24 protein-coding genes are annotated in these 21931 nt (G+C 66.8%); 14 read left to right on the top strand and 10 right to left on the bottom strand.

Annotation, left to right across the window (positions count from 1 at the left end):
• Positions 1-36 precede the first annotated feature (36 nt).
• Both IB275_RS00370 and IB275_RS00365 read left to right on the top strand, forming a co-directional pair.
• Positions 37-264, top strand: coding sequence for a CopG family ribbon-helix-helix protein (locus IB275_RS00370; RefSeq protein WP_045213580.1), 228 nt, complete (start codon positions 37-39; stop codon positions 262-264).
• Entirely contained in the window at positions 261-542 is a 282-nt protein-coding gene (locus IB275_RS00365; protein WP_192294275.1) for a type II toxin-antitoxin system RelE/ParE family toxin, read from the top strand. Before IB275_RS00370 ends, IB275_RS00365 begins: the two co-directional genes overlap by 4 nt.
• A 244-nt stretch (positions 543-786) precedes the next feature.
• Here the strand turns inward: IB275_RS00365 and IB275_RS00360 are convergent, their stop codons facing one another.
• Positions 787-1074 (bottom strand): DUF2218 domain-containing protein, encoded by a 288-nt coding sequence (locus IB275_RS00360; protein ID WP_192294277.1) that lies wholly within the window; start codon positions 1072-1074, stop codon positions 787-789.
• Positions 1075-1171: 97 nt separating this feature from the next.
• On the opposite strand from IB275_RS00360, the gene IB275_RS00355 reads away from it, so the two are divergent.
• Both IB275_RS00355 and IB275_RS00350 read left to right on the top strand, forming a co-directional pair.
• Positions 1172-2089 carry a LysR family transcriptional regulator gene (locus IB275_RS00355; protein WP_192294279.1) on the top strand — a complete coding sequence of 306 codons (918 nt, stop codon included), beginning with the start codon at positions 1172-1174 and terminating at the stop codon, positions 2087-2089.
• Between the two features lie 56 nt (positions 2090-2145).
• Positions 2146-2601 (top strand): GNAT family N-acetyltransferase, encoded by a 456-nt coding sequence (locus IB275_RS00350; RefSeq protein WP_192294281.1) that lies wholly within the window; start codon positions 2146-2148, stop codon positions 2599-2601.
• A 1-nt stretch (position 2602) separates the two neighbouring features.
• On the opposite strand, the gene IB275_RS00345 is transcribed toward IB275_RS00350, so the two are convergent.
• On the bottom strand, positions 2603-3550 hold the full coding sequence (locus tag IB275_RS00345; RefSeq protein ID WP_192294283.1) for an alpha/beta fold hydrolase: 948 nt from the start codon (positions 3548-3550) through the stop codon (positions 2603-2605).
• A 180-nt stretch (positions 3551-3730) separates the two neighbouring features.
• Here IB275_RS00345 and IB275_RS00340 point away from each other — a divergent pair, with 180 nt between their 5' ends.
• From IB275_RS00340 to IB275_RS00325, 4 genes are all read left to right on the top strand, one after another.
• Positions 3731-4015, top strand: coding sequence for a hypothetical protein (locus IB275_RS00340; protein ID WP_192294286.1), 285 nt, complete (start codon positions 3731-3733; stop codon positions 4013-4015).
• A 135-nt stretch (positions 4016-4150) separates the two neighbouring features.
• Complete coding sequence (locus IB275_RS00335; RefSeq protein WP_192294288.1) at positions 4151-6244, top strand: 3-hydroxyacyl-CoA dehydrogenase NAD-binding domain-containing protein; 2094 nt, start codon at positions 4151-4153, stop codon at positions 6242-6244.
• 9 nt (positions 6245-6253) lie between these two features.
• Positions 6254-7444, top strand: a complete 1191-nt coding sequence (locus tag IB275_RS00330) for an acyl-CoA dehydrogenase family protein (RefSeq protein ID WP_192294290.1) — start codon at positions 6254-6256, stop codon at positions 7442-7444.
• Positions 7445-7454: 10 nt separating this feature from the next.
• Positions 7455-8585, top strand: a complete 1131-nt coding sequence (locus tag IB275_RS00325; RefSeq protein WP_192294292.1) for an acyl-CoA dehydrogenase family protein — start codon at positions 7455-7457, stop codon at positions 8583-8585.
• A 456-nt stretch (positions 8586-9041) separates the two neighbouring features.
• Here the strand turns inward: IB275_RS00325 and IB275_RS00320 are convergent, their stop codons facing one another.
• The gene (locus tag IB275_RS00320; protein WP_192294294.1) at positions 9042-9827 is read right to left on the bottom strand and encodes an IclR family transcriptional regulator; all 786 of its coding nucleotides are present in this window, start codon (positions 9825-9827) and stop codon (positions 9042-9044) included.
• Between the two features lie 210 nt (positions 9828-10037).
• Here IB275_RS00320 and IB275_RS00315 point away from each other — a divergent pair, with 210 nt between their 5' ends.
• Both IB275_RS00315 and IB275_RS00310 read left to right on the top strand, forming a co-directional pair.
• Complete coding sequence (locus tag IB275_RS00315; RefSeq protein ID WP_192294296.1) at positions 10038-11669, top strand: AMP-binding protein; 1632 nt, start codon at positions 10038-10040, stop codon at positions 11667-11669.
• 47 nt (positions 11670-11716) lie between these two features.
• The gene (locus IB275_RS00310) at positions 11717-13240 is read left to right on the top strand and encodes a 3-hydroxyacyl-CoA dehydrogenase (RefSeq protein WP_192294298.1); all 1524 of its coding nucleotides are present in this window, start codon (positions 11717-11719) and stop codon (positions 13238-13240) included.
• A gap of 67 nt (positions 13241-13307) precedes the next feature.
• Here the strand turns inward: IB275_RS00310 and IB275_RS00305 are convergent, their stop codons facing one another.
• A complete protein-coding gene (locus IB275_RS00305) occupies positions 13308-14399 on the bottom strand; it encodes an aminopeptidase (RefSeq protein WP_192294300.1) in 1092 nt (363 codons plus the stop codon).
• Positions 14400-14464: 65 nt separating this feature from the next.
• On the opposite strand from IB275_RS00305, the gene IB275_RS00300 reads away from it, so the two are divergent.
• Positions 14465-14881, top strand: coding sequence for a PA0061/PA0062 family lipoprotein (locus IB275_RS00300; RefSeq protein ID WP_017517676.1), 417 nt, complete (start codon positions 14465-14467; stop codon positions 14879-14881).
• 43 nt (positions 14882-14924) lie between these two features.
• On the top strand, positions 14925-15365 hold the full coding sequence (locus IB275_RS00295; protein WP_192294302.1) for a PA0061/PA0062 family lipoprotein: 441 nt from the start codon (positions 14925-14927) through the stop codon (positions 15363-15365).
• 108 nt (positions 15366-15473) lie between these two features.
• Here the strand turns inward: IB275_RS00295 and IB275_RS00290 are convergent, their stop codons facing one another.
• From IB275_RS00290 to IB275_RS00270, 5 genes are all read right to left on the bottom strand, one after another.
• Positions 15474-15710 (bottom strand): DUF1161 domain-containing protein, encoded by a 237-nt coding sequence (locus IB275_RS00290; RefSeq protein WP_192294691.1) that lies wholly within the window; start codon positions 15708-15710, stop codon positions 15474-15476.
• A gap of 91 nt (positions 15711-15801) precedes the next feature.
• Positions 15802-16224: an OsmC family protein gene (locus tag IB275_RS00285; RefSeq protein ID WP_138213407.1), complete on the bottom strand. Its 423-nt coding sequence runs from the start codon at positions 16222-16224 to the stop codon at positions 15802-15804.
• A 129-nt stretch (positions 16225-16353) separates the two neighbouring features.
• Positions 16354-16575 carry a DUF1161 domain-containing protein gene (locus IB275_RS00280; RefSeq protein ID WP_081518936.1) on the bottom strand — a complete coding sequence of 74 codons (222 nt, stop codon included), beginning with the start codon at positions 16573-16575 and terminating at the stop codon, positions 16354-16356.
• A 162-nt stretch (positions 16576-16737) separates the two neighbouring features.
• Positions 16738-16953 carry a dodecin gene (locus tag IB275_RS00275; RefSeq protein WP_017518905.1) on the bottom strand — a complete coding sequence of 72 codons (216 nt, stop codon included), beginning with the start codon at positions 16951-16953 and terminating at the stop codon, positions 16738-16740.
• 101 nt (positions 16954-17054) lie between these two features.
• Positions 17055-17951 (bottom strand): LysR family transcriptional regulator, encoded by an 897-nt coding sequence (locus tag IB275_RS00270; RefSeq protein ID WP_192294304.1) that lies wholly within the window; start codon positions 17949-17951, stop codon positions 17055-17057.
• Between the two features lie 219 nt (positions 17952-18170).
• Here IB275_RS00270 and trpB point away from each other — a divergent pair, with 219 nt between their 5' ends.
• Together trpB and trpA are read left to right on the top strand one after the other, a co-directional pair.
• Positions 18171-19379, top strand: a complete 1209-nt coding sequence (gene trpB, locus IB275_RS00265) for a tryptophan synthase subunit beta (RefSeq protein WP_192294306.1) — start codon at positions 18171-18173, stop codon at positions 19377-19379.
• Positions 19376-20182, top strand: a complete 807-nt coding sequence (gene trpA, locus IB275_RS00260) for a tryptophan synthase subunit alpha (protein ID WP_192294308.1) — start codon at positions 19376-19378, stop codon at positions 20180-20182. The genes trpB and trpA overlap by 4 nt, the downstream gene beginning before the upstream one ends.
• Before the next feature lie 100 nt (positions 20183-20282).
• On the opposite strand, the gene IB275_RS00255 is transcribed toward trpA, so the two are convergent.
• Positions 20283-21794 carry a YdgA family protein gene (locus tag IB275_RS00255; RefSeq protein ID WP_192294310.1) on the bottom strand — a complete coding sequence of 504 codons (1512 nt, stop codon included), beginning with the start codon at positions 21792-21794 and terminating at the stop codon, positions 20283-20285.
• Between the last annotated feature and the right edge of the window lie 137 nt (positions 21795-21931).

The following is a 21931-nucleotide window of genomic DNA, read 5'->3' as shown; positions in this document are numbered from 1 at the left end:
AACACTGTATACAGCGTAAACGGAGCTGTTCAAAAAGTGACCACCGTTGTCTCGTTCCGTGCCGATGATGCCCTCGTGGCGGCGCTGGACCAGCTGGCCCGCGCCACCCACCGGGACCGGCCCTACCACCTGCGCCAAGCGCTGGCGCAGTACCTGGAGCGCCAGAGCTGGCACGTGGCAGCCATCGATGAAGGGGTGGCGGACGCCGACGCCGGCCACCTGCTGGAGCACGCGGCCATCGAAGCCAAGTGGGGCCTGGCATGAGCCTGCAGTGGACGCACAAGGCCGCCGCTGACCTGGACGCCATCTACGACCACTACGTCGTGCTGATCGGCCCGGAGAAGGCACTGCGGGCCATCCAGGACATCGTCGAGCAGGTCAGCCCGCTGGCGAACCTGGAACAGAGCAGCAGCGGAGTGCCCAGCGAAGTGCCCGGCGTGCGCGAATTGCTGGTCGAGCGCTGGCCGTACCAGGCCGCTTTCCGGGCAAAGGGGCGTTCTGTGCAGATTTTGCGCATCGACCGTGTGGATAACTCGGGGTAAATGTGGCCACACGGTTACAAGATGTTTCAAGGTATTGACTTTGTAATTTGGTTAAAAAGCAATCAAATGCACGCTGCTCAATAGACTGGTCGCTTTATAGACCATGCTGTAATTCATGGTTTTTCAGTGACCAACTTTCGCAATAGCGGTCACGAAATCTCAGCGACGCCTGGCTTTTTCCAGGCAACAAAAAACCCGGCCTTGGCCGGGTTTTTCCGTTTTTGCGCTTTTTTCGCCAGCGTTGTCAGGCGGCTTGCCAGTTCACCGGCAGCTGGCCTTCTTTCCAGGCGAAACGGTCGAGGTGGCTGACCACCACGTTCTGCAGGCGCTCGAGGCCTTCCGCATCAGTGGACTCGGCGTCCATCAGCAGCGCTTCCGGGGTCGCGTGCAGACGGCAGGTGCCGAAATCGAAGGGCAGCACGCCACGGTCGTCGGTCAGTTCGACCGGCAGCTTATGGGCGAAGTGGTTGCACAGGCGCTTGAGGTAGCGCGCGGCATCGGGGGTAGGGACGGTGGCACGGCTCGAAGGCATCTTTTCTCTTCTCCATTTTGGGAGATGACATCCTAGGCGCCGGCAATCCAGGGAAAAACCCGCTATTTTGCCTTTCACTCTTTAGCGGAGCTTCACAATGGACAATCTTCGCGGCATGGCGGTGTTCGCCACAGTGGTCGCGCGCGGCTCCATGGCCGCCGCAGCCGAGGCGCTGGGCATGACGCCTTCGGCAGTCAGCCAGCAGATCCGCAAGCTCGAAGCCCACGCCCAGGTCACGTTGCTGCACCGCACCACCCGCAAGCTGACGCTGACCGAGGCCGGCGAAGCCTTCTACCGAAGTTGCGCGCAGATGCTCGCCATCGCCGAGGAGGCCGAGCAGCGCCTGGGCGAATGGCGCGAGGCGCCGGTGGGCGAACTGCGCCTGGCCGCGCCAGTGGGATTCTCCGGCAAACTGATCACCGAGGCGCTGCGCCCGCTGCTGGAGAACCACCGCCAACTGCGCCTGCAGCTGTTTTTCCACGACGAGCAGATCGACCTGATCGAACAGCGCATCGACCTCGCCATCCGCGTCGGCACGCTGTCCGACTCCAGCCTGGTGGCAAGGCACCTGGCGGAGTGGAACAACGTCATCTGCGCCGCTCCCGCGTACCTGCGCCGCATGCCGGCCCTCGATCATCCACAGCAACTGCAGAGCGTGGACTGGCTCTCGCTGAATACCGTGGCGCACCAGGCCTACCTGAACTTCAGCGGGCCGGGCGGGGAAAACTGCAAGCTGCGACTCGAGGCGCGCGTGGCGGCCAACAGCATGATCGCCCTGCGCCAGTTCACCCTAGACGGCCTCGGTGTGTCAGCCCAGCCCGAGCCGGAAGTCCGCGAGGCACTGGAGGAGGGCAGGCTGGTGCGACTGCTGCCGGAGTGGACGCTGCCGCCGTTCGGCATCTATGCCGTCACTCCGCGCCGCGATGCCCAGCCGGCCAAGGTGAAGGTCGCCATCGAAGCGCTGCGCCGGCACCTGGGCGGCTCGACCACGCTGCGCTTCCACGCACCGGTCTGAGGCGCGCTACCATGCCGCTCTGAAGACGCCACCTTGATGATCGGAGTGAACACCACATGGCCCTGAACTGGACCTGCAAGCACCACCGCGACCTGACCAAGGAAGAGCTCTACGCCATCCTGCAGCTGCGCACCGAAGTCTTCGTGGTGGAACAGAAATGCCCCTACCAGGAAGTGGATGGCCTGGACCTGCTTGGTGATACCTGCCACCTGATGGTGGAAGAGGAGGGCAAGCTGATCGGCTACCTGCGCCTGCTCGACCCGCAACGCCACGACGGCGACGTGGTGATCGGTCGCGTGGTGATCGCCCCGCAGGGTCGCGGCACCGGCCTGGGCCACCAGCTCATGGAGCAGGCGCTGCAGGCCATCGCTCGGCGCTGGCCGGGGCTGCCGGTGTACCTCTCTGCCCAGGCGCACCTGCAGGGCTACTACGGTCGCTATGGCTTCACGCCGGTGACCGAGGTCTACCTGGAAGACGACATCCCGCACATCGGCATGCACCGCGACGCCTGATTCAGGCCGGATAGTGCCGGCCGAGGAAGTCCCCCAGCAGCGCGTTCACCCGCTCCGGCTGCTGGCTCTGGATCCAGTGGCCGCAGTTCTCCAGCACATGCTGTTCGAGGTTGGGCACGTGCTCGGGCATGCGCTGCACGGTGTAAGCCTCGAAACGGCCGACCGGGTCACGGTCACCGATCAGGAACAGCGTCGGCTGCTCGACCTTGCGCCCGGCCAGCGGCTCGGTGCGTTGCCAGCTGCGCTCGAAGTTGCGGTACCAGTTCAGCGCGCCGTGGAAACCCCGGCCCTCGAAGGTCCGCACGTACCACTGGAAGTCCTCTTCGCTGCACCAGGCCGGGTGCGCCGGCGGTGGCAGGCCGTCGAACAGGCGGCCGTCGGGGGACTGATCCGGCGCCAGACGCACGTTGTCGCCCAGGAAGTGGCGCAGACTCTGCGCGATGTCCGCATCCAGCTCGGCCTCGGCACGGCCGGGCTGCTGGAAGTAGAGGATGTAGAAGAACTTGCCAGCGAACACCTCGCGCATGATCTCCACGGGCGGGCGCTTCGCGCGGCCGGCAAAGGGCACCGAGAGCGTCGCCAGCACCGCCACGCGCTGCGGTTCCAGCAGCGCCAGGTGCCACGCCACCGGCGCGCCCCAGTCATGCCCGACCATCGCCACGCGCTCGTGCCCCAGCGCATCCATGGCGCCCTGGATGTCCGCGCAGAGCGTCAGCACGTCGTAGGCGTCCACCTCAGGCGGCGCGCTGGTTTGGCCGTAACCCCGCATTTCCGGGACGAACACGCGGTAGCCGGAAGCGGCGAGGGCGCGCATCTGGTGCTGCCAGGAATGCCAGCACTCGGGAAAGCCGTGCAGCATCCACACTGGCTTGCCGTCCGCCGGCCCGTAGCTGTAGAGGCTGAGCTGGATCCCGTTGACCGCCAGCAACTGGTGTTCGAACTCGTTCATGGCGCGCACTCCCGCAGATGGTGAGCTTCACTATGCCAAGCCCGACGTGCCAGCCGAACCCTATTCACCAGGCGAATGAAGGGGTCTTTCCAGCCGACAAAACGGCCACCCGGCGAAGCGCCGCTGGAAACTGCAGATAATGCCGGCGCTGCCACCGATCTCGCTCCAGGAAGGACTCCCATGAGAAGCCAGCCCACCGCCCAGCTCTGCCCGGAGCTCGACGCCATCCTGCGGGCCGAACTGCGCGCCGGCAACCAGCTCGGCGAAGGTCCCGTACGCACCGACTGGCCGCAGCCCGGCTCGATCTACGCGGCCCTGCGCGACAGCCTGAGAACCCGCGCGCCGGGCCAATCCGGCCCCGTCCGCCACTCGATCTGCCGCGACCCGCACTACGGCTGGAACGATGAATGCTACTGCGAGGTGCACGGAGATCTGCTGGTCGCGGGAAGCTCGCAGCGGCCCTGATTTTTCCTGCCGGGAAGCAATCGGGTGCTCAGCGGCCCCTCCGAAAAGGACTTGCAATCCGACAATAAAAAACAGCATCGTATTCTGCACAGCGAAACATCATTCCGTTAAAACAACGCTAAAACGGAGTTCAGCATGTCAGATGCGGTACTGCTCGAACGCCGGGGCGAGATAGCCCTGGTGACAGTCGACAACCCACCGGTGAACGCCCTCGGACACGCCGTCCGCGCCGGGCTGCTCGCCGCCTTCCAGCAGGCCGAGGCCGATCCGCAGGTACGCGCGGTGGTGCTGGTCTGCGTCGGGCGCACCTTCATGGCCGGCGCCGATATCCGTGAGTTCGGCAAGCCGCCGCAGGCGCCGTCCCTGCCCGAGGTCGTCGATATCCTTGAAGGCGCCAGCAAGCCCAGCGTCGCCGTGATCCACGGCACCGCCCTGGGCGGCGGGCTGGAAGTCGCCCTGGCCTGCCATTACCGCATCGCCCGCCGCGATGCCCAGGTCGGCCTGCCGGAAGTGAAGCTTGGCCTGCTGCCCGGCGCCGGCGGCACCCAGCGCCTGCCGCGTCTCGCGGGTGTGGAAAAAGCCCTGGACATGATCGTCTCCGGCGCGCCGATCCGCGCGCCGCAGGCCCTCGAATTCAACGTCGTCGACGAGCTGTTCGACGGCGACCTGATCGACGCCGGACTCGCCTTCGCCCAGCGACTGCTGGCGGACGGCAAAGGGCCGCGCCGCACCGGCGAACGCAACGAGCGCGTGCAGGAAAGCGGCCTCGCCGAGCTGATCGCCCACAAGCGCGGCGAAGTGCAGAAACGCCTGCCCGGCCAGTTCTCCCCGCAACGCTGCATCGATGCGGTGGAAGCCGCGACGCAATTGCCGCTGCACAAAGGCCTGTTGCGCGAACGCGAGCTGTTCATGCAATGCATGGAATCCCCGCAGCGCGCCGCGCTGATCCACGCCTTCTTCGCAGAGCGCGAGGCTGCCAAGGTCGACGGGCTGGCCGCCGACGTGCAGCCACGGGACATCCGCCGCGCCGCAGTCATCGGTGGCGGCACCATGGGTGTCGGCATCCTGCTGTGCTTTGCCAACGCCGGCATCCCGGTGCAACTGCTGGAAGTGAATGACGAAGCCCTGCAACGCGGCCTCGACCGCGCCCGCAGCCTGTACGCCGCCAGCGTGGCCCGCGGCAGCCTGGGCACCGAGGAGATGGAGCGGCGTCTGCGCCTGATCAGCGGCGTGCTCGACTACGCCGCGCTGGGTGATGCCGACGTGGTGGTCGAAGCCGTCTTCGAAAGCCTGGAGGTGAAGCGCCAGGTCTTCGAACAACTGGACGCCCACTGCAAGCCCGGCGCGATCCTCGCCAGCAACACTTCGTCGCTGGACCTAGACGAGATCGCCGCCTTCACGAAGCGTCCGCAGGACGTGGTCGGCCTGCACTTCTTCAGCCCGGCCAACGTCATGCGCCTGCTCGAAGTGGTACGCGGCAAGGCCACCTCGGACACCGTGCTGGCCACCGCCATGCAGCTCGGCAAGCACCTGAAGAAGGTCTCGGTGGTGGTCGGCGTGTGCGACGGTTTCGTCGGCAACCGCATGATCTTCCAGTACGGTCGCCAGGCCGAATTCCTCCTGGAGGAGGGCGCCACGCCTGCGCAGGTGGACCGCGCACTGCGCAGCTTCGGCATGGCCATGGGGCCGCTGGCGGTACGCGACCTGTCCGGCCTCGATATCAGCCACGCGATCCGCTCGCGCCAGCGGCCGAACCTCAAGCCCGGCCAGACACTGCCCACGGTGCTCGATCACCTGATCGCCGCTGGCATGCTTGGGCAGAAGACCGGCACCGGCTTCTACCAGTACGGCGAGGGAGGTCGCGCCGCGCAGGACAACCCGGCGCTACCGGCCATGCTGGAACAGGCCGCCGCCGACCGCGGCATCACCCGCGCGCCGGTCGCCGATGAAGAAATAGTCGAGCGCTGCCTCTACGCGCTGATCAACGAGGCCGCCAACATCCTCGACGAAGGCATCGCCCAGCGCGCCAGCGACGTCGATGTGATCTTCCTCAACGGCTATGGCTTCCCCGCCTGGCGCGGCGGCCCGCTGTTCTATGCCGACAGCGTCGGCCTTGCGCAAGTGCTCGAACGAATCCGCGAGTTCCACCAGCGCCTCGGCGCCTGGTGGCAGCCCGCTCCGCTGCTCGAACGCCTGGTGGCCGAAGGCCGCCGCTTCGCCGATCTGTAGAGGACCACCATGGACATCCACTTCACCCCTGACGAACTGGCGTTCCGCGATGAAGTCCGCCGCTTCCTCGACAGCCAGCTGCCCAAGGACATCGCCAGCAAGGTGCGCCTGGGTAAACACCTGAACAAGGGCGACCACCAGCGCTGGCAGCGCGTGCTTGCCGAGCAGGGCTGGTACGCCACGCACTGGCCGGAGGCGTTCGGTGGCACCGGCTGGAACGCCGTGCAGAAGCACATCTTCGAAGAGGAATGCGCCGCCTTCGGCGCGCCGCGCACCATCCCCTTCGGCGTCAACATGGTCGCCCCGGTGATCATCAGGTTCGGCACGCCCGAGCAGCAGGCGCACTACCTGCCGCGCATCCTCGACGGCACCGACTGGTGGTGCCAGGGCTACTCCGAGCCGGGCGCCGGCTCCGACCTCGCTTCGCTGAAGACCCGCGCCGTGCGCGACGGCGACCATTACGTGGTGAACGGCCAGAAGACCTGGACCACCCTCGGCCAGCACGCCGACTGGATCTTCTGCCTGGTGCGCACCGACCCCGAGGCGCAGCAACAGCGCGGCATCAGCTTCCTGCTGATCGACATGCAGACCCCCGGCATCACCGTGCGCCCGATCATCACCCTGGACGGCGAGCACGAGGTCAACGAGGTGTTCTTCGACAACGTGCGCGTGCCGGTGGAGAACCTGGTGGGCCGCGAGAACGAAGGCTGGACCTGCGCCAAGTACCTGCTGACCTACGAGCGCACCGGGCTCGCCGGCATCGGCGCGTCCAAGGCGGTGCTCGCCCACCTGAAGCAGGTCGCCAGCCGCGAGCTGTGCGACGGCAGGCCGATGCTCGAAGACCCGCTGTTCCGCGCCCAGGTGGCGGAGGTGGAGATGCAGCTGATGGCCATCGAAATGAGCACCCTGCGCATCCTCGCCGCCGCCCGCGAAGGCGGCGTGCCGGGCGCGGAAAGCTCGATCCTGAAAGTGAAGGGCACCGAGATCCGCCAGGCGATCAGCCACCTGCTGCGCAAGGTGCTCGGCCCCTACGCGCTGCCCTTCATCGAGGACGAATTCGAGCTGGGCAGCGAGGCGCTGCATGCGGATTACTCGGCCGCGCCAGCCAGCCAGTATTTCAACCTGCGCAAGCTGTCGATCTTCGGCGGCTCCAACGAAATCCAGAAGAACATCGTCTCCAAGATGATTCTCGAGCTGTGAGGCCAGGACCATGGACTTCAAACTGAGCGAAGAGCAGCAGATGCTGCAGGACACCGCGGCCCGCCTGGTCCGCGACGCTTACCCGTTCGACAAGCGCGAGAGCTTCAGCAAAACCACGCTGGGTTACAGCACCGACTTCTGGCGCCAGCTCGGCGAGCTGGGGCTTACCTCGGTATCGCTGCCGGAAAGCCACGGCGGCTTCGGCGGCGGCGTGGAGAGCATGCTGGTGCTCACCGAACTGGGCCGTGGCCTGTGCCTGGAGCCTTACCTGCAATCGGTAGTGCACGGCGGTGGGCTGATCGCCCAGCTGGGCAGCGTCGCGCAGCAGGACCACTGGCTGCCGCGCGTCGCCAGCGGTGAAGCGCAGCTGGCAGTCGCGCTGGAAGAACCCCAGAGCCACTATCAGTTGCACGACGTGCAGACCCGTGCGGAGCAAACCGGTAACGGCTGGAAGCTGAGCGGACGCAAGGCGGTGGTGATCGGCGGGCAGAGCGCCACAGCGATCCTGGTCTCGGCGCGGGTGTCCGGTAATGCGCGGGACGAGGCGGGCATCGGCCTGTTCCTCGTCGACCCGCAGCAGGCCGGCGTGAGCCGCCGCGATTACCCGACGGTCGACGGCCAGCGCGCCTGCGAGCTGTTTCTCGACGGCGCCATCGGCGAGGCTGTTGGCCTGCCGGGCGAAGCGCTACCGGCGCTGCGTTATCAACAGGGCCGTGCCATCGCCGCGCAGTGCGCTGAAGCCCTCGGCAGCCTGCAGGAAGCCTGCGCGCTGACCCTGGACTACCTGAAGACGCGCAAGCAGTTCGGCACTCCTATCGGCAAGTTCCAGGTGCTGCAGCACCGCATGGTGGACATGCGCAGCGAGCTGGAACAGGCCACCAGCATGGCGATCCTCGCCGCCTGCGTCGCCGACCAGCCCGACAGCGTCGAGCGCAGCCGCACTCTGGCGGCGGCCAAGTTCATCGTCACCCGCGCGGCGCGCTTTGTGGCCGAGCAGGCGATCCAGCTGCACGGCGGCATCGGCATGACCTGGGAATACGTGCTGGCGCACCACGCCAAGCGCCTGGTGATGCTCAGCCACCAGCTGGGGGACGACGATCATCACCTGAAGGTTTATGCGAGGCTCATGGAAGTCGCGTGAGAGAAACCTCGAAGTTAACCGCCATTGCTCTTGAAGTCTTCCAGAGCGACATCCGAGCACTCCGGACCGCCCCTTTCAGGAGGCCTCGTTGAATTGGAGTTTCAGGGGTTGAGCGACATGGATGTCGCGAGAGCCACGATGGGCCAGGGATGGCCCTTCGTGGCGTGCCCCTGAAACTTCGATTCAACGAGGGTATTTTTCGCCTAGGCGAAAAACCGGATGGAGGGGCAAGACCTTTGCCTACTTTGGGTCTTTCCAAAGTGGGTCGCCCGAGGGGGCGAAACAAAATGCTCGCGCGCACGCCGAAGCGACGCGGGAAACAAGGCGTGAGGCTGACACATCGCGGACGGAGTCCGCTCCTACGTGAGCGCATGACGCCGTCGTTCAGATAGAGCCCCGAGTCAGCCGCGATGGATATCGCGGAGAAGCTCCGCTCCTACAAAAGCTTGCGGACGATCAGGCCCCGAGGCTCTCGATATCCCGCGCCAGAATCTCCAACTCATGCGCCAACGACCCGCACAGCGTTTCCTCGCTGAGCTGGAACGACGGCGCCCCGCAGGTCAGCGCCATCAGCCCGCCGTCGGCCAGGCGCAGCGGTACGCCGGCGGCGCGCACGTTGCGGTCCCAGTCGCCGAGGGACAGGCAGAAACCATGCTGGCGGAATTCCTCGAAGGACGCCTCCAGCGAGGCACGCATGACCGACCAATCGCCTTCGTGGCGTTCCTGCAGGGCCGACAGCAGGTGCTCACGCTCCTGCTCCGGGGTAGCGGCGAGGTACGCGCGGCCGGCAGCGGTGGTCGCCAGCGGCAGGCGCACGCCGGCGTCCATGCGCAGGGAGGTAGCTTCCGGAGGACGGCAGTTTTCCACGTAGATCATCGACAGCCAGTCGCGGCAGGTCAGGCCGACCGTGGTGTTGGTGCGACGGGCGAAGGCATCCATGTACGGCTTGGCCAGCTGGCGTACGCGCAGGTTGGAGACATAGGCGTAACCCAGCGCCAGCACGCCGGAATCCAGCTGGTACTTCTCGTGCTGCTGCGAGTAGCAGAGGTAGCCCAGTTGGGTGAGGGTGTAGGTCATGCGCGACACCGTCGCCTTGGGCAGGCCGGTGATCCGCGAGATTTCCTGGTTGCCGAGCACCACCGAGCCATGGGTGAAGGCGCGCAGCACGTCCAGTCCGCGGGCGAGCGCCTCGACGTACTTGCGGTCCTTGGGGGTGCTGCTGTCTTCGACGTCGTCGCTCATGGGGCCTCGGCGGGGGATTGCAGTTGCGGCGCCACGCGCGGCGCGGGCGAACGATAGCAGATCGCCCAGTCGCCACGCAGCGGTCCGCGTGTGCTCGTTGCGCCGGGCTAGCCTATCGCATACCATCGATTTCGACACGATGTTTCGCTGTGCAGAACAACAATTCGAATCCAGAGCCACTACAGGCTCGAAAAAGAAACGGAGAAGTCGATGTCTGCTCAACCCTCCGGTCACGTGGCCCGCGAGCTCGCCCGTCACGCCTACCAGAATCTCCACGACCTGCTGCGCGATGCCTGCCGCGAATTCCCCCAGCGCCTGGCGTTTTCCTGCGGCGACAGCCACCTGAGCTTCGCCGAGCTGGAGCGCCAGGCCGATGCCTTCGCCCGCTACCTGCGCCACCACGCCGGCCTGCAACCCGGCGACCGCCTGGCGCTGATGCTGCCCAACTCGCTGCAGTACCCCATTGCCACCTTCGGCGCGCTGAAGGCAGGCGTGGTGCTCGTGAACACCAACCCGCAATACACCGCCAGCGAGCTGCGCCATCAACTGGCCGACTCCGGCGCCAGCGCCGTGCTGCTGCTCGACCGCCTGCTGCCGCTACTGCGCGGGGTGCAAGCGCACAGCGATGTTCGACAGCTTTTGCTGACCTCGATCGACGACATCGAGCGTCCGCAGTTCGACAGCGACGAGGCCGACTGCACGCGCTTCCAGCAGGCCCTGCGCCTGGGCGCCGAAGCGCCGCCAGTGGACACCGAGCCGGGCCTGGATCGCCTCGCGCTGCTGCAGTACACCGGCGGCACCACGGGCGTCTCCAAGGGCGCGATGCTCAGCCACCGCTGCCTGATCGCCAACGTCATCCAGACCCTGGAACTGTTCCTGCGCCCCGGCCTGCTGGAGCCGGCCACCGACGTGCGCATCGCGCCGCTGCCGCTCTACCACATCATGGCCTTCGCCACGAACTGCCTGTCCTCGGTGGGCATGGGCCTGCACACGGTGTTCATCCGCGACGGCCGCAACCTCGACGAAATCATCGGCGCCATGCGCCGCTATCCCTTCACCCTGATGAGCGGGATCAACACCCTGTTCGTCGGCCTGATGAACCACGCGGATTTCCCCAGCATCGACTTCAGCCACCTGAAGTGGGTGACCTCCGGCGGCGCGCCGCTGAACCGAGAGGTCGGCCGACGCTGGGAAGCGCTGACCGGCGCACCGGCGCGCGAAGGTTTCGGGCTCACCGAGGCATCGCCGGTGGTCTCCACCGGCACGCTGCTGAGCCCGTACCGCGAGGGCTACGTCGGCCAGGCGCTGGTAGACACCGAGCTGCGCACCGTCGACGAGGAGGGCAACGACACCGGCCCCGACCAGCCCGGCGAACTCTGGCTACGCGGCCCGCAGGTGATGCAGGGCTACTGGCAGCGCCCGGAGGAAAGCGCCCAGGTGCTCACCACCGACGGCTGGCTGAAGACCGGCGACATCGCCGAACTGGACGCCGACGGCATGCTGAAGATCGTCGACCGCAAGAAGGACATGATCCTGGTCTCGGGCTTCAATGTGTTCCCCAACGAGGTGGAAGACGCGGTGATGCGCCACCCCGGCGTACGCGAGTGCGTGGCCATCGGCGTACCGGACGAGCGCAAGGGCGAATCGGTGAAGCTGTTCGTCAGCCTCAAGGACGAGACGCTGGCGCCGGCGCAGATCATCGCCCACTGCCGCGAGCACCTCACCGGCTACAAGGTGCCGAGCTTCGTCGAGGTGCTCGACGAGCTGCCCAAGACCAGTGTCGGCAAGCTGCTGCGCCGACAACTGCGTGACCTGGAACTGGCCAAAAGGACCACCGCGTGAGCACAGCGTCTATGGTTGAAGCAGGTGCGCACGACGAGACCCGCAGCATGACCGAGTCCTTCCACCGTATTGGCGTGATCGGCGCCGGGGCCATGGGCCGCGGCATCGCCCAGCTGTTCGCCAGCGCAGGCAGGACAGTGCGCCTGTACGACAGCAACCCGCAGACCGTGGAGCAGGCCCTGGCCTTCAATCGCGAGCTGCTGGAGCGCGCGGTGGCCAAGGGCAAGCTCGCCGCGGACGGCCTCGACGCCACGATGCAGCGTTTGCTGCCGACCCACAGCCTGGACGAGCTGGCCGACTGCGACCTGCTGATCGAGGCCATTATCGAGGACCTCGGCGCCAAGCAGGCGCTGCTCGCCGAGCTGGAAAAACGTGTGGCGCCGGATGCCGTGCTGGCGAGCAACACCTCGTCGCTCTCGGTCACCCGCATCGCCGCGCGCTGCCAGCACCCGGAGCGGGTCGCCGGCTTCCACTTCTTCAACCCGGTGACGCTGATGCGCATCGTTGAGGTGGTGCGCGGCCAGCGCACCAGCGAGTCGGTGGTGCGCCGCCTGAGCCGGCTGGCGGAGCAGGCCGGGCACTACCCGGCGGTGTCGCCGGACAGCCCCGGCTTCATCGTCAATCACGCCGGCCGCGCCTTCAGCACCGAAGCCCTGCGCATCCTCGGCGAAGGCATCGCCAGCCCGGCGCAGATCGACCGCATCCTGCGCGACGGAGTGGGCTTTCGCATGGGGCCCTTCGAGCTGCTCGACCTGACCGGCCTGGACGTGTCCCACGCGGTGATGGAGTCGCTCTACCAGCAGTTCTACCAGGATCCACGCTATACCCCGTCGCCGCTGGCCGCGCAGCGCGTCGCCGGCGGCTTGCTGGGGCGCAAGAGCGGCGAGGGCTTCTACCGCTATCGTGACAGCCAGGCCGTGCGCGAGCCCGAGGAACAGCACGAAACCGTGTTGCTCAATCGCCCGTACTGGCTCGACAGCCAGGACCCGGAGCTGCGCCACCGCGTGGCGGCGATCCTCACCTTGGGCGGCGTGGTGCTGGAGACCGGTGAAGCACCGTCGTCCCGCGCCATCTGCCTGGTCACCCCGCTGGGCGTGGACGCCAGCACGCGCATCGACGCCCTCGGCCTGCCGCCGGAACGCAGCCTGGCGCTGGAGACCTTCACCGAACTGGACCGCCGCCGCGTGCTGATGCGCCAGCCGGCGCTCGACCCCAAGCTCGAAGCCCAGGCGCGCCAGGCGCTGGGCAGCGACGGCGTGCCGGTGGAAGTGATCAACGATTCGCCCGGCTTCATCAGCCAGCGGGTGGTCGCCGGCATCGTCAACCTCGGCGGCGAGATCGCCCAGCGCGGCATAGCCACCCCGGTGACGCTGGACCGCGCGGTACAACTGGCGCTGGGTTACCCCCTGGGCCCGCTGGCCTTCGGCGAGCACTACGGCGCGGCGCGAATCCTCACCATTCTCCAGGGCCTGCAGGTCTGCTACGGCGAGGCGCGCTACCGGCCCAGCCCGTGGCTGCGCCGCCGCGTGCAGCTGGATTTGCCGCTGCATAGCCCGGACAGGCCGGAGTGACGCTCTTCAACCTGCAGGAGCGAGGGGGAGCCTGGTTATTGCTCGCGAACGAGCCCCGGAGAAGTGCTCACCGGAAGCTGACGAACTCCCCCGCCTTCAGCTTTTCCAGCGCCGCCTTGCGCTCTGCCGGCGGCAACGCCCCGAGCTTTTCCACCCGCGCATAGAACGCCGGCCAGTTGCCGCCGACCTGGGCGAACAGCGCCGCGAAGGCCGGCACCCACTGGTCGTAGAGGCCGAAGGGCAACAGCTTGGCGTTGTTCAGCGGAGCGTTGACCCAGGCGTCGAAGGGCGCCTTGCCGCCCCAATCCTCATCGCGCATCCGCGCGTAGTCGCGGCGCAGACGCTCGAACTCGGCCTGCTTGCCGACGCGCTTCTCGGCGTCGCTGCGTGGGCTGGCGTAAAGCGCCTGCAGGCGCTCGCGGGTATCGAGCACCAGCTCGGTAAAGCGCTTGCGTTGCTCGGCCAGTAACGGCGCTTCGTCCGGCAGATGGCGCGCCTCTCGCCAGCGGCGACCGCCCTCGGCCTCGACGAAGGAGGCGTAGGACTCGTTGAACGCCGTATCGCCGGGCAGGTAGAACTTCTGGTGCGCCAGCTCGTGGAAGATCGTTTCGGCCAGGCGCTGGTCGCCCCAGCGCAGCATGCTGCTGAGGATCGGGTCGTCGAACCAGCCGAGGGTCGAATAGGCCTCCACGCCGCCGACATAGACGTCCAGCCCCTGTTCCTTGAGGCGTTTGGCCTCGGCCTGCGCCCCCTGGTCGCCGTAGTAGCCGCGGTAGGCGACGCAGCCGGCGATGGGGAAGCAGTGGGTCAGCGGCTGCAGCGACAGCTCCGGCGTGGCGAACACGTTCCAAACCACGTTGGGCCGGTGGATGTCGGCATACAGGCGGTAGCTCTGGTTGTCCGGCAGGCCCAGCTCGGCGCTGGCAAAGGCGCGGGCTTCCTGGGACAGCTCGAGACGCTGGCGCAAGGCGGGGTCGCGGGTCGGGTCGGCGACCACTTCGGCCACGGGCTCGCGGGCGGCGAGCAGGCGCAACTGACCGTCCGCCAGCTGCCCGTAATACCCCACGGTGGAACAACCGCTCAGCGCCCAGATGGCCAGGCAGGGAACCCAGCGGCACAGGCGGCTGTCGAGTGTCGGGATAAGAAGGCGGAAGGGCATGCGCGGAACATAGCACAGGGCCTGGTCCGCTCGCTGCCGCCCCCTCGACCCAGGAGCCACCCCCGATGCGCGCCCTCCTCATACCTGCCGGCCTGCTCGCCCTGAGCGGCTGTTCGATGCTGATGCCCCAGCCGGACCCGAACCGCGCCTGGGTCGACCTGGACACCAATAGCCAGAGCGACCTGGCGGCCATGGAAGTGGACAACAAGGAATGGTCCAGCACCCGTTACTTCGAGGTCGACCCGGGCTCCCACGAGTTGCGTGTGCGCTTCCAGTTCCAGGTCGAACCGGTGGACATCGGCCCGGTGGACGAGGCGCTCTGGCGCGACTGCGAAATGACGGTGCAATACAAGGAATTCAGCGCTGGCCAGCGCTATCGCCTGGAGACCGGCAGCATCGGCTTCCGCCCCTGGGCCAAGCTCTACGACGCCCAGGGCGGCGAAATCGCCCGCGGCCGCGAACGGGGCTGCGCCAAGGCCTGAGCGGGGTATGCTGTGGGGTGAATCCATCCCACGGTGAGCCTCCATGCGCCCGCGTCATCTCCCCGGCCTCCTACCCCTGGGCATCGCCCTGCTCGCCGGCTGCGCCAGCCCGCTGCCGGCCCACGACCCGCAGATGGCCTGGATCGACCTCTACACCACGCCAGGCAAGACGCTGATGGCCGAGCGCCTGGATGGCCAGTCGGTGAACGACGGCCGCTTCTACCAGGTGACGCCGGGACGCCACGAGCTGGTGGTGCGCTTCCAGTACGAAGTCTCCAGCGGCGGCGGCATGGGCCAGATGACCGACCCTTCGGAGCTGACCTGCCGGGTCAAGGTGACCTACGACGACTTCGCCGCCGGCCAGCGCTACCGGCTGGAGCTGCGCCCGCAACTGCGCAGCGCCCTGGCGCTGCTGACGGACGCCGATGGCAAGCTGGTGGCGAAGACGGATTTCCAGGGAGCGGTGCGCTGCGGGCCGTTCTAGATCAAAGGCGTTCGCAGCCGCTCTGATCGGCCTCTCCCGGTACGAGCGGGCCATGTCCGCGATCGCGCGCATGGCGCGCTCCTACAACCGGGCACCCGCGCGCAGGACTCAGCTGTCGTTCTTCTGGTAGATGATCCGCCGCTGCCCGTTGTCGCAGGTGCCGACCACCATGTTCGGGTCCTTCACCTCGGACTTGTCCACGATCTCCAGGGTGTAGGAGGTCACCCCGGCGGCCTGGATCTTGGTCTCGATCTCGGCCTTGAGCTCCTCGCAGGGCTTCACCGCCGCCCAGCTCGCGCCGCTCGCCAGCAGTACCGCCACGCCCGTCGCCACGGCCCACTTCATCGTCGTCATCACAGTCCCTCGTCATAGCCCCACGGCGGGGCACCCTATCCTAACGGTGGACCGCAACCGCCGGACAGAGTGCCCCGCAGGCTCATTCGAGGCTGGCGTCGAGGGTGATGCGCGCGTTGAGCACCCGCGAGACCGGGCAGCCTGCCTTGGCCTTGTCGGCAATGGCCTGGAAGGTCTGCGCGTCGGTGCCCGGCACCTTCGCCTTCAGCGTCAGGTGCACAGCGGTGATGGTGAAACCGTCGGTGAGCTTTTCCAGGCTGACCTCGGCCTTCGTATCGATACTCTCGGCCGTCAGGCCGGCCTCGCCGAGCATCATCGACAGCGCCATGGAAAAGCAGCCGGCGTGAGCTGCACCGATCAGTTCTTCCGGGTTGGTCCCCGGCGCGTCCTCGAAGCGGGTGTTGAAGCCATAAGGCTGGGACTTGAGCGCACCGCTCTCGGTGGAGATCGTGCCCTTGCCGTCCTTCAGACCGCCCTGCCAGTGGGCCGATGCCGATTTCTTCATGTCGCGTCCTCCGCGTGGGTTGCAGTCAGGACTTTCGAGGCCGGTCCGCACCCGTGGGTTCAGCTTTTTGCAGACCATGAAAAAGGCCGGGCCCCTCGCGGAACCCGGCCTCGTTGCACATCCAGGCGCTTACTTGGAGTAGACGATTTCCTTGGTGCCGCCTTCGCAGGTGCCGACGACTTGCTTGCCGCCCGCGCTGCCCTTGTCGACGACCTCCAGGCTGTACGAAGCAACGCCCTTGGCCTTGAGCTTCGCATCGATTTCCGACTTCAGCTCTTCGCACGGCTTGCCGGCGGCAAAGACGTTGCCAGCCAGGGCGAAGACCCCCACAGCGATCAGGAACTTCTTCATCGGTAACGCTCCCTCGTCGTTCACAGAAAAGGCCCGAACGGGCCGGAAAACCGGGCTACCCCGGTACGCACGACCACGCGCCTCGCCAACATGGCAGCGGCACGTGACAAAAGAGCCGCGTGAAAAATGGCCCTCGACAAACAGGCTCGAGCCGCAGGCGATCTAGCTGTTGGCGATGCGGAAGCCGACCTTGATGGTCACCTGGTAGTGCCCCACCGCGCCGTTCTCGATGTGCCCGCGAGTGTCCACCACCTCGAACCACTCCAGGAAGTCGATGCTCTTGGCCGCTTCGGCCAGCGCGTTGTTGATCGCATCCTCGATGCTGGTGCGCGAGGAGCCGACCAGCTCGATCTTCTTGTAGGTGTGGTGATTGGACATTGCCTCTCTCCTGGGTCTGGCGGCGCACAGGCAGAATGCCAGCGCGCCCAATGGACAGTAGTAGAGGGGTGGACCGACGGCAAACGGGGGTGGTTCAGACTTTACGCGCGGCCGTTCAGCTCCAGCTGCAGCCAGCGCGCCAGGCGTTCGGCACGCGGGTCGGCGCGACGCTCGGGGACCCACAGAGCCAGCCGCGCCGTGGTTTCGACGAAGCCCCAGGGTGCGGCGAGGCGGCCAGCGGCGAGGTCGTCGGCCACCAGTTGCTGCGGTGCGATGGCCACCCCGAGACCCGCCACGGCGGCTTCCAGCAGATAGTAGAGGTGCTCGAAGCCCTGGCCGAGCTTCAGCCGCATCGGGTCCAGGCCATGGCGTGCGGCCCACTCCGGCCACGCCTGCGGGCGAGAGACGGTATGCAGCAGCGACTCACCCAGCAGCGCCCCGGCGGGTGCCGCGCGCAGTTGCTCAAAGCGCGGGGAGCGCGGGCTGAGTACCGGGCCGATGCTTTCCACCGCCAGCTCCAGCACGCGCATGTCCGTCGGCCAGGGCGGCGTGGCGAAGCACAGGGTGGCGTCGAGGCCACCACGGCGCGGATCGAGGTCACCGTCACTGGCGGAAAGTTGCAGGCGCAGGTCCGGCAAGTCACGGTTCAGGCGGTCCAGGCGCGGGATGAACCAACGCGCCAGCAGGCTACCGGGGCAACCGAGAACGAAGGGCGCATCACCGCCGGCCTGGCGGCGCAGTTCGGCGCAGACGCTGCGCAGGCGCTCGAAGGAATCGCTGGCGACCTCGCTCAGGCGAACACCGGCATCGGTGAGTTTTACGCCGCGCCCCTCCTTGACGAACAGAGTCACGCCCAGCTCGTCTTCGAGCAGGCGAATCTGCCGGCTGATCGCCCCGTGGGTGACGCTCAGCTCATCAGCCGCTGCGCTCACGCCGCGCAGTCGGGCAGCGGCTTCGAAGGCGCGCAGGGCATTGAGCGGCGGAAGGTCTCGGCTCATGGCGTTCTATCTGTGAGTTTTCCTGACAGGTTGTGGCGATCTTATCGCTTTTCCCCGTCATCACACAGCCGTATCCTGAGCAGCACTTGTAGGAGCATCAGCCAACTCGCTGCGCGGTCGACCCGGTAGGGCGGATAACGCTGGCGCGTTATGCGCCCTACGAAAATTCACGCGGCAGCGCCCAGTGCCTTGCCGCCAAGAGACCCAAGGAGCCTTCCCATGTCCACACTGCGCACCGGTCCAGACGCCAAGGGCCTGTTCGGCCACTTTGGCGGCCAGTACGTCGCCGAGACCCTGATGCCGCTGATCCACGACCTGGCCCGCGAGTACGAGAAGGCCAAGGAAGATCCGGAGTTCCAGAAGGAGCTCGCCTACTTCCAGAGCGACTACGTCGGCCGTCCGAGCCCGCTGTACTTCGCCGAGCGCCTGACCGAGCACTGCGGCGGCGCGAAGATCTACTTGAAGCGCGAAGAGCTGAACCACACCGGCGCGCACAAGATCAACAACTGCATCGGCCAGATCCTGCTGGCCAAGCGCATGGGCAAGAAACGCATCATCGCCGAGACCGGCGCCGGCATGCACGGCGTGGCGACCGCCACCGTGGCCGCGCGCTTCGGCATGGAATGCGTGATTTTCATGGGCACCACCGACATCGATCGCCAGCAGGCCAACGTGTTCCGCATGAAGCTGCTGGGCGCCGAGGTGATCCCGGTCACCGCCGGCACCGGCACCCTGAAGGACGCGATGAACGAAGCGCTGCGCGACTGGGTGACCAACGTGCACAACACCTTCTACCTGATCGGCACCGTGGCCGGCCCGCACCCGTACCCGGCGATGGTCCGCGACTTCCAGGCCGTGATCGGCAAGGAAACCCGCGAGCAGCTGGCCACGAAGGAAGGGCGCCTGCCCGATTCCCTGGTCGCCTGCATCGGCGGCGGCTCCAACGCCATGGGCCTGTTCCACCCGTTCCTCGATGACGCCAGCGTGCAGATTATCGGCGTCGAAGCCGCCGGCCACGGCATCGAGACCGGCAAGCACGCAGCCAGTCTGAACGGCGGTGTGCCGGGCGTGCTGCACGGCAACCGCACCTTCCTGCTGCAGGACGAGGACGGCCAGATCATCGACGCGCACTCCATCTCCGCCGGCCTGGACTACCCCGGCATCGGCCCGGAACACGCCTGGTTGCATGACATCGGCCGCGTCGAGTACACCTCGATCACCGACCACGAAGCGCTGGAAGCCTTCCACCAGTGCTGCCGCCTGGAAGGCATCATCCCCGCACTGGAGTCCTCCCACGCGCTGGCCGAAGTCTTCAAGCGCGCGCCGGACCTGCCCAAGGACCACATCATGGTGGTGAACCTGTCCGGTCGTGGCGACAAGGACATGCAGACCGTCATGCACCACATGCAACAGGAGCCGCAAGCATGAGCCGCCTGCAGACCCGCTTCGCCGAACTCAAAGAGCAGAACCGCGCCGCCCTGGTGACCTTCATCACCGCAGGCGATCCGGGCTACTCGACCTCTCTGGACATCCTCAAGGGCCTGCCCGAGGCCGGCGCCGACGTGATCGAACTGGGCATGCCGTTCACCGACCCGATGGCTGACGGCCCTGCGATCCAGCTGGCCAACATCCGCGCCCTGGGCAACGGCCAGAACCTGGTCAAGACGCTGAAGATGGTCCGCGAATTCCGCCAGGACAACAGCACCACGCCGCTGGTGCTGATGGGCTACTTCAACCCGATCCACTACTACGGCGTGGACAAGTTCATCGCCGATGCGAAAGAGGCCGGCGTCGACGGCCTGATCGTGGTGGACCTGCCGCCGGAGCACAACGAAGACCTCTGCGACCCGGCCCAGGCCGCCGGCCTGGACTTCATCCGCCTGACCACGCCGACCACCGACGACCAGCGCCTGCCGACCGTGCTCAACGGCAGCTCGGGCTTCGTCTACTACGTTTCGGTGGCCGGGGTGACCGGCGCTGGCGCGGCGACCCTGGACCACGTCGAGGAAGCCGTGGCGCGCCTGCGTCGCCACACCGACCTGCCGGTCTCCATCGGTTTCGGCATCCGCACCCCGGAGCACGCGGCGAGCATCGCGCGCCTGGCCGATGGCGTGGTGGTCGGCTCGGCGCTGATCGACAAGATCGCCGAAGCCACCAGCTCCGCCGACGCGGTGCAGAGCGTGCTCGGCCTGTGCCGTCAGCTGGCTGAAGGCGTGCGTAGCGCCCGCTGAGTGCTCCCCACTCCTGCAGGGAGCTGAGCAGTTCCGTTGCGTGATCCGCCCCCAGAAAAAAGCCCGGCGAATGCCGGGCTTTTTTCGTTTCGGGCGAAGCTTATTCGACGCTTTCTTCCTGCGGCTCTTCTTCCACACCAGCAGCGGCGCCGCCGCCCAGGCCCAGGCCTTGAGCGGAACCCATGGCGAAGGCCATGAATTCCGGCACGCTCATGTCCTTGCCGTTGAACTTCACCTGGTCGTTGGCGTAGGCAAGCGAGCTGGACAGCGCGTTGCCGTCGAGCACCGCCCACTGCGAGTTCAGGGCCATGCCGCTGAACAGGTCGGTCATGGCATCGGACTGCTGCTTGAGCGCTACCGGGTCGACGCTGCCGGCCGCCTCGCCCCCCAGCGAACCCTGCAGGGCGACGATGTCGCCGATCACCGCCTTGTCCACTTTCAGGTCGGCCTTGAGCGCGGCCAGGATGCTGCGCGCCATCTCGTCAGGCGTCGCAGCGGCGGCATTCGGCTTGCGCAGGTCGACCGACAGGGAGGCCTTGGCCACGCCATGGCTGGTCTGCAGCGACAGCTCGTCCAGCGACAGCACCGGCGAGCCTTCCAGCAGGGCCAGGCCGAGGCGCTTGAGTTCCTCTTCCTGGGCCGGGGTCAGCTCGGTGCTTTCCAGGCTGTCCAGCGCCATCTTGTTGTAGGATTCCTTGAAGGTCTTGAGCACGCCTTCATCGAGATTGCGCAGGCTCAGGTCGAGCTTCACGCCGCCGATTTCCTGACCCTGCACCACGACCTTGCCGATGCGGTAGGAGACGCTCTGGTCCAGACCTTTGCCGCCCTGCTTGAGGACTTCCTCGACCACGGCTTCGCGCAGTTCGACTTCCGGTGCACCCGGCGACTTGATGTTGAGGCTCTTGATGGTGGCGGAGCTGGGACCGAGGGCGAAGCCGTTGGCGTTTTCCTTCTTGTCCCCCTGCATACCCAGGTCGCGCATCTGCACGCGCGCCGGCTGGCCGGTGTTCTCGTCGGTGAAGTCCAGGTCGACCTCGGCGAGGTTGCCCACGGCGCTCACGTCCTTCTTGTCGGCGGAAACGCTGAAAGTCACCTTGGCCGGGGACAGGCGCAGCTTGTCGCTGTCCTTGGCGAATTGCAGGGCGGCGGTTTCAACGCTGCCTTCCTGCTTCTGGTCGTAGTGAATGGTCAGCTCGCCGGACAGCGGCGCCTTGCCGCCGGCAGCGGTGAACAGCGGGGCGGTCAGCTCGTTCTGCTCGAGGGCGAAATGGCTCTGCGCCATGACTGGCGCCAGCTTGCCGGCCGCCAGGCGCGAGGCGGGGAAGGGGCCATGCTCAAGGTGATCGGTGAAGACCAGGGTCTGCGGCGGCTCGCCTTCCTTGCCGGTGAAGGTCAGGTTATAGCGCGCAGTGCTGGAGAGCAGGCCGCGCTGGATGTCCACCAGAGTCAGATAGGCACCCAGACCGGGGGCTTCCTGCTGGAACAATTCGTTGGCTTCGGTGATGCCACGGTTCACTTCCTGCTCGACGCGGCTGCCGGTGTACCAGGCGCCGGCAACGGCGGCGCCGACGATGGCAACGGGAATGGCGATGGCCAGGGCGGTCTTTTTCATGCTGAGTCCTTTCAGGTGCGGCCGTACGGGGGACATCCTGTCGACCGTTTATGGGAGTGGGCGGCGGGATGCTAGCAGGCGCACTGCCATCACTCCAGCGTCGTTGGCGACCGACTTCACAGCGCCAGCATTGACCG

It is taken from the genome of Pseudomonas sp. PDM21 (genome assembly GCF_014852505.2).
Classification (GTDB): domain Bacteria; phylum Pseudomonadota; class Gammaproteobacteria; order Pseudomonadales; family Pseudomonadaceae; genus Pseudomonas.
This window is presented reverse-complemented; position numbering and strand designations above follow the sequence as displayed.

What these genes read in the sequence shown, in the direction of transcription:
- IB275_RS00365 (WP_192294275.1), top strand. Translation starts at nt 261, where the DNA reads ATGAGCCTGCAGTGGACGCACAAGGCCGCCGCTGACCTGGACGCCATC.
- IB275_RS00360 (WP_192294277.1), bottom strand. Translation starts at nt 1,074, where the DNA reads ATGCCTTCGAGCCGTGCCACCGTCCCTACCCCCGATGCCGCGCGCTAC.
- IB275_RS00355 (WP_192294279.1), top strand. Translation starts at nt 1,172, where the DNA reads ATGGACAATCTTCGCGGCATGGCGGTGTTCGCCACAGTGGTCGCGCGC.
- IB275_RS00350 (WP_192294281.1), top strand. Translation starts at nt 2,146, where the DNA reads ATGGCCCTGAACTGGACCTGCAAGCACCACCGCGACCTGACCAAGGAA.
- IB275_RS00345 (WP_192294283.1), bottom strand. Translation starts at nt 3,550, where the DNA reads ATGAACGAGTTCGAACACCAGTTGCTGGCGGTCAACGGGATCCAGCTC.
- IB275_RS00340 (WP_192294286.1), top strand. Translation starts at nt 3,731, where the DNA reads ATGAGAAGCCAGCCCACCGCCCAGCTCTGCCCGGAGCTCGACGCCATC.
- IB275_RS00335 (WP_192294288.1), top strand. Translation starts at nt 4,151, where the DNA reads ATGTCAGATGCGGTACTGCTCGAACGCCGGGGCGAGATAGCCCTGGTG.
- IB275_RS00330 (WP_192294290.1), top strand. Translation starts at nt 6,254, where the DNA reads ATGGACATCCACTTCACCCCTGACGAACTGGCGTTCCGCGATGAAGTC.
- IB275_RS00325 (WP_192294292.1), top strand. Translation starts at nt 7,455, where the DNA reads ATGGACTTCAAACTGAGCGAAGAGCAGCAGATGCTGCAGGACACCGCG.
- IB275_RS00320 (WP_192294294.1), bottom strand. Translation starts at nt 9,827, where the DNA reads ATGAGCGACGACGTCGAAGACAGCAGCACCCCCAAGGACCGCAAGTAC.
- IB275_RS00315 (WP_192294296.1), top strand. Translation starts at nt 10,038, where the DNA reads ATGTCTGCTCAACCCTCCGGTCACGTGGCCCGCGAGCTCGCCCGTCAC.
- IB275_RS00310 (WP_192294298.1), top strand. Translation starts at nt 11,717, where the DNA reads ATGACCGAGTCCTTCCACCGTATTGGCGTGATCGGCGCCGGGGCCATG.
- IB275_RS00305 (WP_192294300.1), bottom strand. Translation starts at nt 14,399, where the DNA reads ATGCCCTTCCGCCTTCTTATCCCGACACTCGACAGCCGCCTGTGCCGC.
- IB275_RS00300 (WP_017517676.1), top strand. Translation starts at nt 14,465, where the DNA reads ATGCGCGCCCTCCTCATACCTGCCGGCCTGCTCGCCCTGAGCGGCTGT.
- IB275_RS00295 (WP_192294302.1), top strand. Translation starts at nt 14,925, where the DNA reads ATGCGCCCGCGTCATCTCCCCGGCCTCCTACCCCTGGGCATCGCCCTG.
- IB275_RS00290 (WP_192294691.1), bottom strand. Translation starts at nt 15,710, where the DNA reads ATGAAGTGGGCCGTGGCGACGGGCGTGGCGGTACTGCTGGCGAGCGGC.
- IB275_RS00285 (WP_138213407.1), bottom strand. Translation starts at nt 16,224, where the DNA reads ATGAAGAAATCGGCATCGGCCCACTGGCAGGGCGGTCTGAAGGACGGC.
- IB275_RS00280 (WP_081518936.1), bottom strand. Translation starts at nt 16,575, where the DNA reads ATGAAGAAGTTCCTGATCGCTGTGGGGGTCTTCGCCCTGGCTGGCAAC.
- IB275_RS00275 (WP_017518905.1), bottom strand. Translation starts at nt 16,953, where the DNA reads ATGTCCAATCACCACACCTACAAGAAGATCGAGCTGGTCGGCTCCTCG.
- IB275_RS00270 (WP_192294304.1), bottom strand. Translation starts at nt 17,951, where the DNA reads ATGAGCCGAGACCTTCCGCCGCTCAATGCCCTGCGCGCCTTCGAAGCC.
- trpB (WP_192294306.1), top strand. Translation starts at nt 18,171, where the DNA reads ATGTCCACACTGCGCACCGGTCCAGACGCCAAGGGCCTGTTCGGCCAC.
- trpA (WP_192294308.1), top strand. Translation starts at nt 19,376, where the DNA reads ATGAGCCGCCTGCAGACCCGCTTCGCCGAACTCAAAGAGCAGAACCGC.
- IB275_RS00255 (WP_192294310.1), bottom strand. Translation starts at nt 21,794, where the DNA reads ATGAAAAAGACCGCCCTGGCCATCGCCATTCCCGTTGCCATCGTCGGC.